This window comes from Chryseobacterium sp. (genome assembly GCF_022712095.1).
Taxonomy (GTDB): Bacteria; Bacteroidota; Bacteroidia; order Flavobacteriales; family Weeksellaceae; genus Chryseobacterium.
This window is the reverse complement of sequence record NZ_JALAHD010000192.1, coordinates 1-8,782: the sequence shown is the minus strand read 5'-3', so window position 1 is coordinate 8,782 and position 8,782 is coordinate 1. Positions and strand designations below refer to the sequence as shown.

Below are 8,782 nucleotides of genomic sequence, written 5' to 3'. Positions count from 1 at the left end.
GGGAAAATCTGTGCTTTTCTTTCTTCTATTTTTATTATAAAACTTATTCCGGAACAGGATTTTGGAAAAATAAGCATCGTGGCAGCTCTCTTTGCTGTTTTTTCTTCCTGTAATGGCTTTGGAAGTTATCAAAGTTTACTGAGGTTTGGTTCAATTGTAAAAGAAACTGATGATAAGAATTTGCTTTCATCTTATTTTTTAAAAAAAGGATTTTTTAATCAATTGATTCTGACTTTTCTCTTTTTGGCAGCCTCTGTTTTTTTTGTCAAAAAATATGAAAATATCTTTTGGATTTTTTTATTCTTCTCTATCAGGCTGGTCGGGTTTTATTTTTTTGTTCATATTCAATCGGAGTTAAGAATCAATGGAAAGAACAGGGATTTTGCAAGGGTCAATAATGTGGTTAATGTTATTGGCCTCATTATTCTTTTAGTCTTAAGTTATTTTTTTCAGATGAAAGGATATCTTATTGCTATGGCTGTTACACCGTTTTTATCTTTATTTTGGCTAAAAAAATATTTTGTTTCAGGTATTAAGTTACCTGACTTTCTCAATATAAATGAGCTTTGGAAATATGCTTACCATACTTCAGGAACTGCTATTCTTTCGGACGCATTATTTTCTGTGGATATTATTTTACTTGGGTTTTTGCTTAATGAAAATTCTGTTGCCAATTATAGAATAGCTATTCTTATTCCTTCCAATATTACTTTTTTATCATTGGCATTTATGCAGAGTGACTTTCCGGTTTTAGCTAAAAATTATACTCAAAGAATATTTCTTAGAAGATATATTTCAAACTATTATAAGATTTTTATCCCTCTATGCTTCATTATTTTTATTATTGCATTGGTTTTAAGTGAAGATATTTTGAGTTTGTTTTTCAATGAAAAGTATGCTGTTAATTCATTATTGTTTATCATTTTTATGTTTACTTTTCTAATGAATATTTTGTTCAGAAACCTTTACGGCAATTTGCTCTCAGCAGTTGGTAAAATGCAATTGAACACTACATCTTCATTGTTCTCATTAATTTTACTGATTGTTTTAGCATTATTATGGGTGCCTGTATATGGAATTTTAGGAATGGCATTAAGTGTTTCTATCACTTTAATAAGTTCAGGATTTATTCTGGCATTCTTCTTTCACAATTATCTCAGGAAATTAAAATAAGTTTTATCTTTGTGACGTAATGAAAAATGTTGCTTTCGGAATACTGATTATATTTTTTGCATTTCTAGGCTGTAGAAATGATGATGATTCTATCCAGAGAATAGATCAGATACTCGATATTTATATGAAAGACAGTCTCGGACGTGACCTACTTAATACAAATACGGAAGGTGCATTTACTGCAATCAGTATGAATGATGTTCAGGGAACTACAGATACTGCTCCGGTGAGCTATTCATCCTTAGTTGCCTCTGATTCCGTTAATTATATAAGATACTTGGCGGGTGCAAGAAGAATCACTAAAGATTCGATTAGCCCTGATGATAGGACATATGAATCCATCATTGCGCTGGCCATTACAAAAAAACTTACTGATTCAACAACTACCGTACTTAACGATACTTTAAGAATTGAGTACCACTGGTCACCTTCGGTATTTCAGGTTTCCAAGGTCTATTATAATAATGATCTGAAATTTACCAAAGAGCCAAATGTCTCGAATGTAGTAACTATCGTAAAATAATTTTTAACTTTGCAGTAATTCAGTTTTAGGTTTTCCATTCGATGGTTTGAATGGGAAGTTTTTAACTCTCAAATAAATCTTGAAATTTTATGTTACAAGTCAATTTTTTACGCGACAATAAAGAACGCGTTTTAGAAGGTCTGAAAAAAAGACAATTCAAAAATCTTGAGTTGGTAGACGAAGCTATTACTACTGACGATGAAAGAAAAAAACTTCAATTTGAATTAGATTCTCAACTTTCGGAAATGAACAAAATATCCAAAGAAATCGGGATATTGATGAAGGAAGGAAAGAAAGAAGAAGCAGAATCCGCAAAATCTAAAACAAGTCAATATAAAGAGTCGAGTAAAGAATTACAGTCTCAACTTGAAATCAAGGAAAAATCATTGTTGGAGATATTATACCAGATCCCTAATATTCCCAATGAATTGGTGAAGAATGGAGCTTCAGCAGATGATAACGAGAACATATATCAATCTCATAACGTTGAAGGTTTAGGTGAAGGAGCAATTCCACATTGGGAATTGGCTAAGAAATACAATCTGATCGATTTTGAATTGGGTGTAAAAATAGCGGGTGCCGGATTCCCAGTTTATTTAGGAAAAGGGGCAAGATTGCAACGTGCATTGGTCCAATATTTTCTGGATAAAAATGTCGAAGCCGGATATATGGAAGTAAATCCACCTCATGTGGTCAATGAAGCATCAGGATATGGAACAGGGCAGTTGCCTGATAAAGAAGGGCAAATGTATTACGTAACGGAAGATAGGCTATATCTTATCCCTACGGCTGAAGTTCCGGTAACAAATTTATACCGTGATGTTTTATTTGATGAGAAAGATCTTCCTATAAAAAATACCGCGTTTTCTCAATGCTACAGAAGAGAAGCAGGAAGTTATGGTTCTGATGTCAGAGGTTTAAACAGATTACATCAATTTGAAAAAGTGGAGATTGTAAGAATTGAGAAACCTGAAAACTCTTATGCTGTGCTTGAAGAAATGGTTGAACATATCAAAGGTATTCTTACTGATCTGGAGCTTCCTTTCAGGGTGTTGAGACTATGTGGAGGAGATACAGGGTTTGCTTCTGCAATGACTTATGATTTCGAAGTTTGGAGTGCTGCTCAGGAAAGATGGCTTGAAGTAAGCTCTGTTTCCAATTTTGAAACATTTCAGGCGAATCGTTTGAAGTGCCGTTATAAATCAGATGGTAAGTCTCAATTGGTTCATACCTTAAATGGTTCGGCAATGGCGTTGCCCAGAATTATGGCTGCTTTGTTAGAAAATAATCAGACACCTGAAGGAATTAAGCTTCCGAAGAAGATTGCTGAATATGCTAGATTTGATATTATTAATTAATTATAAGAAAAGCCTCCGAATTTCGGAGGCTTTTTTATTTATTCAGTGACAATTACAATTTTTTTGTCAGCATGAGTGAGTGGGGTTTTACTTTCTCCTGATATCGTTTCCATATCATAAGTTATTTTTACAGTATGGTCGTCTACAGGGATTACCCAGTCGTGTTTGCCTGTAATTGATTTTATTTTATTTTCAAATTTTAATGTTACACTGATATTCTGATACATCATCTTTACCATTTGCAAAGCTTCCTCAGTTTTTTCAGAATCATCTATATTTGGCAACATATCTTTATTAAAGTTTTCGGTGTTGATGATAAGATTTTTTCCATTCCAGTTGTTAACTGTATTGATATCAACAGGAAGGTTATCTGTCTTGGAAAATCCTTTTTTGATATAGTCATAGTCAGAAGGAGAGAAACGGTCCATTTTGAGGGATATTCCCGTGAAATCCTTGTCTTCAAAGTTGGACTTCATAAAAACCTTTTTCATCAGTCTGATGGAGTCAGGGTTTTGAGTGGCTACTTTACCATCTTTCATTTTTTCAAAATCATAGACACTTGTCCATGTTCTTGGAAATTTTTCAATTTCCTCTAGGTCTTTTTTGCTTACAAGGGAGTCTGAAAACATAGATTTCATGGAAGTGATCATTTCTTTCATATAAAGATCTGCAGTAATGGTAGATGTTGAATCTTTATAATAAGTAACTTCCGAATTAAAAGAACAGGACTGTAAAAGAAATAGATTGAGAATAAAGAAAATAAATACGATTTTTCTCATGGTATGTTTTTATGTTTAATGACAGTTTGTAGAATTATGCTGATGTTTGCTATGATCTCCTTCAAGATGACAGTCTCCATCATTGTCTTTAGAAATAGTCATTGCTTCGGCTCTTGGTGAAATATAAGGAATGCCAAGTTCAAGACCTCTTAAAATAAATAAGCCTCCCAGAATGATCATCAGTATGGGAATGGCTTTTAATACTTTGGTTCTGAAAGCCTGGTTTACCAGGTTCCCCACCAGAACTACGGCAAACATGAAGGGTAACGTTCCTAATCCGAATAAGGCCATATAAAGAGCTCCCTGCCATATTCCTCCACTGGCTAAACTTGCGGTAAGAGCCATATAAACCATTCCACATGGTAGAAAACCATTTAGAATTCCTGTTGTAAATCTTGAGCGGTAATCTGCTTTCTGAAGAAGTCTTCCCAAATTAGACTTTACAGAAAATAAAAACTTAGAAAAAAATGGAATCTTTGAAGCAAAATCTTTTCCTCCGAAAGAAAAAATAGCCATTACAATCAATAAAACTCCTACGATGATGGTTAAATACCGTTGAAATCCGGCCATTTCAAATCCCTGGCCTACAATTCCTAATAGAGCACCTAAGAGAGAGTAAGTAAATATTCTTCCGAATTGATAGGTGAGGTTCTGGAGATAATAATTAGTAGCTTGTTTTTTTGTTAATCCCATCGACAGAGCAATAGGGCCACACATTCCGATACAGTGAAAACCAGATGCGAAGCCTAAACCGATTGCCGATAAAATAAGTGCTATTTCCATATCACATCATAATCAAGCCTGTAATCAAGCTTATCCTTTGTCCAAGTCAACCTTAAGGTGTAATTTCCAGGTTTTAAGACTGCCCCCGGAATAAATATTGTATTTTCCCTATTAAGGATTTCAGTTTTCTTAATATCTAAATTCTGATCTTCGGTCCGGTTTAAAACAAACTTTACCACAGTATTAGAATTATTATATTCTTTAGGAAACGCTATTTTAATACCCGTTTTATCTTGAATATATTGAGGTCTCTCTTCCAAAGCATCTGCTCTGTTTTTCGCATCAATTACACTTTGATATTGAAGCTCTTCTTCATAGTAGTCATCTGTTACCATCTCTGAATTCTTTTGTCCATTAGGAAAAAGAAAAATCATAGATAAAATAAAAATTATAAACGCAGATAATGCAACTATAACTCCGTGTCCCCAGCTGAAATTTTTCATCTTTTAAAATTGTAATTTAAATGGTCCTTCAAAATAAGTCTGATAAGAATCTACAAGTTTTCCATTAGAATCATATACCCCAATCGTAATATTCTGTTTGGAAAGATTCATTTCCGATTCAGGGAAGCTTATATTAATAGTTCCTTTTGTAATTTTATCCCTGTCTACTGTAATCTTACTGGAAGCACTGTAGGTAATCTCTCCGTTTTTAGGTTCTATTACTTTTATTGTTACTACCTTTTTCTCATTCGTTTTATTAAGGAATGTATAGTTGTAGGTATTCGTGATTTTTCCATCTCTTACAAAGAAAGTACTTCCGGCAGGTTTTATAAATTTAGCCTCCATTTCTCCACGATTATACAATAGATATCCTAAGAAACCTACCAATAAGGCAAGAACTATAGCGAATCCTTTCATCCTTGCTGTAAACTTGAATGGAATCTGTTTTTCTATTTCATTTTCTGTGGCGTAACGGATCAGGCCTTTAGGTAATCCTACTTTTTCCATTACTTCATCACAAGCATCGATACAGGCTGTACAGTTAACGCATTCCAATTGTTGACCATCTCGGATATCAATCCCGGTAGGGCAGACAACTACACACTGATGACAGTCTATACAATCTCCTTTTCCTGCGGCTTTTCTGTCTTCACCTTTTCTCCACTTTGCTCTGTTCTCTCCACGTTTGAAATCATAGAATACATTGATCGTTTCTTTATCAATCAAAACTCCCTGCAATCTCCCATAAGGACAAACCAACGTACATACTTGCTCTCTGAACCAAGCAAACACAAAGTAAAAGGCTGCTGTGAAAAGAATCATCACCATAAAATTGGTAGGATTGGCAAACGGACCTTCCGAAATGATCTGAAATACTTGCTTATATCCCACCACGTACATAAACATAAAGTGAGTAATAATCAGTGAAATAGTAATGTATATACTCCATTTAAGAGTTCTTTTCCATATCTTTTCGGTATTCCAGGCCTGCCGGTCAAGTTTCATCTGCTTGTTTCTGTCTCCTTCGATAGCATATTCTATTTTACGGAATATCATTTCCATAAAAATGGTCTGCGGACATATCCATCCACAGAATATCCTACCATACGCAATTGTAAATACGAGAATAAATATGATGGAGGCGATAGCCCCTAGTGTTAGAATAAAAAAATCCTGAGGATAAAATGGCTGACCGAGTATGAAAAATTCTCTGTCAAGAACATTAATTAAAAGTAAGGGATTTCCATTAATCTTTATAAAAGGTATTGAAAAATAAACGATCAACAAAATATAACTTACTATATTCCTGTAATTGGTGAATTTTCCTTTTGGTTTTTTTGGATAAACCCATTTCCTTTTTCCGGATTGATCCATTGTCCCTATAGAATCTCTATAGGTTTCCGGATCTAAAACCTGTCCCTGTCCACCTACTCCACGTACTATTTCTTCTTCTTTTATATCTGACATTTTTCTAAGATTTTAAAAAAGAAAAAAACATAATTTGCTATCCTATTTTTTCAAACTAATAACAAATTATGTTTCATTTATATTTTATATTTTAATTATTTACTGTTTTTCCCAATGTGCCTCTTCTCCGTATGGAGGAGCACCACCTTCGGCAGGAGTAATAGGAGGTTGTTCCTGATTGATGTGGTAAACATAAGCGGCTACATTCTGAATGTCACGGCCTGTTAAAACTCCATTTTTACCCCAAGCCTGCATTGCAGTCCCTGCTACACCATTCTCAACTATATGGAAAACATTTTTAAATAATGTTTTCTCAGTCTGATTGTGCCAGTAATTATCCGTTAAGTTAGGACCAATTCCACCTCGACCTCCTTCAGAGTGACAAGATACACAGTTGGTCTTGAATACTTCCTCTCCTGCAGCTACGTTATCTTCTGAGAAAACTGCTGTTTCTATTGTTACAGGAGGCTGGGTTGCTTCATATTCTGCAATACTTGCAATCTGAGCTTTATATTCTGCATCATATTCTTTAATAGGACTGGCAAAGTCTGTGAAAGCGTATGCAGCTACATATACTACGCAAAATGCCGTGCCAAACCAGAATAATCCTAACCACCACTTTGGTAGTTGATTATCTAATTCCATAATTCCATCGAAACCATGGTCGATAAGTATATCCTTTTCTTCTGTCGCAGACTGCTTTTTAAAGGCACTGTCATACATTCTTTTGAAGAAAGGTATTTTTTTCTCTGCAAGGTATTCAGCCTTTTCTTCAGCAGATAATTTTTTGAATTTATTATTCTCAATGATATCTCCGATTGCACTATGGATGTAAGCCAAAATACAACTGATCACTACTGTTCCCCAGAAATACGGAGAAGCCAAGAATGCATAACTCTGAACAAACAAATAATAAAAAACTATTAAGAGTCCAATTATTATTAAGATGTTTACAAAAACTGGTGTTCTTTGTTTCATAATCGTTTAATTTTTTAAATCAAATTCGTCGTCATCATCATCCCCAAGAGGTGCATTTTCTTCTTCCTGATAATGTTTTTTAGGCCTGCTAAATACATAGATTACCAAGGCAACGAAGAACAGCATAAAGAATATCAGAGCCAATGTCTGATAAAAACCAGCATTTTCCGTATTGGATAATATATCTTTAAAATTCTGAGGAATCATCGAATTGTTTAATGTTTTTAGTTATTACTTGCTGTTTGTATTTCAGTCGTTTTAATGTCTGTTCCTAATCTTTGTAAATATGATATAAGAGCAACAATTTCTTTCTTCTCTAATTCTCCTTTTGGTCTCTTAGCATAAGCATCTTTTAAGTCTGCTGCTTCAGAGAAAATATCTTTTACGATCTTAGCTGCCTGATTGTCGGCCCAAGTATTAGCAGAATCGATTTCAGCTTTAGTATAAGGTACATCAAACGCACTTTTCATCAGCTTGATCTTGTCTACCATTTTAGATCTGTCTAAGTCATTTGTAATTAACCAAGGATAACGTGGCATGATGGAGCCTGCAGATGTAGATCTAGGGTTATACATATGTTTATAATGCCATGAACTTGGATTTTTTCCTCCTTCCCTATGTAAATCCGGACCAGTTCTTTTAGAACCCCATAAGAATGGTCTGTCATATACGAATTCTCCCGCTTTAGAATATTGTCCGTTTTTACCGTTAAATCTTACTACTTCATCTCTGAACGGTCTCACCATCTGAGAGTGACAAGCGTTACAACCTTCACGGATATATAAGTCTCTACCTTCTAATTCAAGTGGTGAATAAGGTTTTACTGCTGCAATAGTAGGGACACTTTTCTTAAGTGATAGAGTAGGTACAATTTCAACCATACTACCAATAGATAGTGTTAAAAGTGCAAGAATACCTAGGAGTACCGGAGTTCTTTCAATCCAAAGGTGAACGCCTTCTCCCTCTTTACGTTGGCTTCCTATATTAGCTAATGCAGGAGCTTCAGCAGGAACCTCTTTCTGGAATGATCCTTTTCTTACTGTTGCGATAACATTCACTACCATTAAGATCGCACCGGCAAGATAGAATAACCCTCCTATGAATCTCATTTTATAGTAAGGAATAATAGCTGTAACAGTATCCAGCCAGTTTTTCCATAATAGAGTACCGTCCGGGTTGAACTGTTTCCACATTAACCCTTGCGTAAATCCTGAGATGTACATTGGAACTGCATAGAAAATGATTCCTAAAGTACCTAACCAGAAATGCCAGTTAGCT

The 8,782-nt window shown here is 34.7% G+C and carries 10 protein-coding genes; 3 read left to right on the top strand and 7 right to left on the bottom strand.

Annotated features, from left to right (window positions below):
- From Q0A18_RS09950 to serS, 3 genes are all read left to right on the top strand, one after another.
- On the top strand, window positions 1–1,173 hold a 1,173-nt coding region (locus Q0A18_RS09950), incomplete at its 5' end, for an oligosaccharide flippase family protein (protein ID WP_292009994.1).
- Between the two features lie 19 nt (window positions 1,174–1,192).
- A complete protein-coding gene (locus Q0A18_RS09945; RefSeq protein WP_292009993.1) occupies window positions 1,193–1,696 on the top strand; it encodes a hypothetical protein in 504 nt (167 codons plus the stop codon).
- An 89-nt stretch (window positions 1,697–1,785) separates the two neighbouring features.
- A complete protein-coding gene (serS, locus tag Q0A18_RS09940) occupies window positions 1,786–3,054 on the top strand; it encodes a serine--tRNA ligase (protein ID WP_292009992.1) in 1,269 nt (422 codons plus the stop codon).
- Window positions 3,055–3,092: 38 nt separating this feature from the next.
- Here serS and Q0A18_RS09935 read toward each other — a convergent pair whose 3' ends face one another.
- From Q0A18_RS09935 to ccoO, 7 genes are all read right to left on the bottom strand, one after another.
- The gene (locus Q0A18_RS09935; protein WP_292009991.1) at window positions 3,093–3,833 is read right to left on the bottom strand and encodes a hypothetical protein; all 741 of its coding nucleotides are present in this window, start codon (window positions 3,831–3,833) and stop codon (window positions 3,093–3,095) included.
- A gap of 15 nt (window positions 3,834–3,848) precedes the next feature.
- Window positions 3,849–4,616, bottom strand: coding sequence for a sulfite exporter TauE/SafE family protein (locus Q0A18_RS09930; RefSeq protein ID WP_292009990.1), 768 nt, complete (start codon window positions 4,614–4,616; stop codon window positions 3,849–3,851).
- A complete protein-coding gene (locus Q0A18_RS09925; RefSeq protein WP_292009989.1) occupies window positions 4,607–5,059 on the bottom strand; it encodes a FixH family protein in 453 nt (150 codons plus the stop codon). Before Q0A18_RS09925 ends, Q0A18_RS09930 begins: the two co-directional genes overlap by 10 nt.
- Before the next feature lie 3 nt (window positions 5,060–5,062).
- Window positions 5,063–6,526 (bottom strand): cytochrome c oxidase accessory protein CcoG, encoded by a 1,464-nt coding sequence (ccoG, locus tag Q0A18_RS09920; RefSeq protein ID WP_292009988.1) that lies wholly within the window; start codon window positions 6,524–6,526, stop codon window positions 5,063–5,065.
- A 99-nt stretch (window positions 6,527–6,625) separates the two neighbouring features.
- Entirely contained in the window at window positions 6,626–7,504 is an 879-nt protein-coding gene (locus tag Q0A18_RS09915) for a c-type cytochrome (RefSeq protein WP_292009987.1), read from the bottom strand.
- A gap of 6 nt (window positions 7,505–7,510) precedes the next feature.
- Window positions 7,511–7,711 (bottom strand): CcoQ/FixQ family Cbb3-type cytochrome c oxidase assembly chaperone, encoded by a 201-nt coding sequence (locus Q0A18_RS09910; RefSeq protein ID WP_292009986.1) that lies wholly within the window; start codon window positions 7,709–7,711, stop codon window positions 7,511–7,513.
- A 17-nt stretch (window positions 7,712–7,728) separates the two neighbouring features.
- Window positions 7,729–8,782, bottom strand: a 1,054-nt coding sequence (gene ccoO, locus Q0A18_RS09905) for a cytochrome-c oxidase, cbb3-type subunit II (protein ID WP_292009985.1), incomplete at its 5' end; no start/stop codon positions are given.

Bases quoted from the DNA above. Each gene is read 5' to 3' on its own strand.
- Q0A18_RS09915 (WP_292009987.1), bottom strand. From the start codon at position 7,504: ATGAAACAAAGAACACCAGTTTTTGTAAACATCTTAATAATAATTGGA.
- Q0A18_RS09935 (WP_292009991.1), bottom strand. From the start codon at position 3,833: ATGAGAAAAATCGTATTTATTTTCTTTATTCTCAATCTATTTCTTTTA.
- Q0A18_RS09925 (WP_292009989.1), bottom strand. From the start codon at position 5,059: ATGAAAAATTTCAGCTGGGGACACGGAGTTATAGTTGCATTATCTGCG.
- Q0A18_RS09910 (WP_292009986.1), bottom strand. From the start codon at position 7,711: ATGATTCCTCAGAATTTTAAAGATATATTATCCAATACGGAAAATGCT.
- Q0A18_RS09930 (WP_292009990.1), bottom strand. From the start codon at position 4,616: ATGGAAATAGCACTTATTTTATCGGCAATCGGTTTAGGCTTCGCATCT.
- serS (WP_292009992.1), top strand. From the start codon at position 1,786: ATGTTACAAGTCAATTTTTTACGCGACAATAAAGAACGCGTTTTAGAA.
- Q0A18_RS09945 (WP_292009993.1), top strand. From the start codon at position 1,193: ATGAAAAATGTTGCTTTCGGAATACTGATTATATTTTTTGCATTTCTA.
- ccoG (WP_292009988.1), bottom strand. From the start codon at position 6,526: ATGTCAGATATAAAAGAAGAAGAAATAGTACGTGGAGTAGGTGGACAG.